This is a genomic window from Xenorhabdus bovienii (assembly GCF_024721015.1).
Lineage (GTDB): Bacteria > Pseudomonadota > Gammaproteobacteria > Enterobacterales > Enterobacteriaceae > Xenorhabdus > Xenorhabdus bovienii.
This window is the reverse complement of the sequence record NZ_JANAIF010000270.1, coordinates 1-752: the sequence shown is the minus strand read 5'-3', so window position 1 is coordinate 752 and position 752 is coordinate 1. Positions and strand designations below refer to the sequence as shown.

General features: G+C 50.4%; 1 protein-coding gene. It reads right to left on the bottom strand.

What is annotated here, in order from left to right:
* The coding region (locus tag NXS07_RS22570) for a terminase large subunit domain-containing protein (RefSeq protein WP_258087575.1) at positions 1–752 on the bottom strand (752 nt) is incomplete at both ends.

Sequence of the window (752 nt, the reverse complement as noted above, 5' to 3'; positions counted from 1 at the left end):
GGATGATCCCAGCCAAAGTCCATGCCATCGATAACCATATAGTGCTTAGGTATCGGGAATGGCTCGCAAGTAATCACCTCTTCGCTGAAATCGAATATGCGACCTTGTCCAAGCATGGGAATACCTTTTGTTCGCATGTCGCGCTGGTGTGCTGGGTAAGATTCGAGAAGGCTTCGTTTTGTTTCTTCTGTCAGATGTGGCGCATCATTCCAACCAACGTTCATACAGAACTGAGATTCCGCTGGGTCATCAAGCAATTTAATCACCAGTTCGGTTCGGCCGTTTTCGGGTGTAAAGGTCAATATTCCCCTGCCACCATTACCCCGATCACCTGTCGCTGTTCGCGTCAGAACCTGAGGGTAGATAGTCTGGTCTTCGGGTTCTTCGTCAATGTGAAACCAGTCGATATCATCACCCATTAAAGCGTGCTGCCCTTGGGTGTATGACCAGAACTGAACCTTGCTAAGTTCGCCACTGCTATGCTTGATGTAAGCGGAACGAACCGCATTCGGTGTTCCTGTCATCGGCTCGGTTGAAACGATACGTTCAGGAGGAATCAACCCCCCAACAAACTCACCGTTAACTTTCTTGCCGATAATGGCAGCTTGAAGCAGGTCGCGACACTTCTCACCAGAGTAACCGAGACACCACATGAGTGGGGCGTGATCGAACCTGTGCCCCGTCCAGCCTGACGGATACTCCCCCAGTAGATGAATGGCATCAATGTATGTGGCTGTATCAGTCTTCCCCAC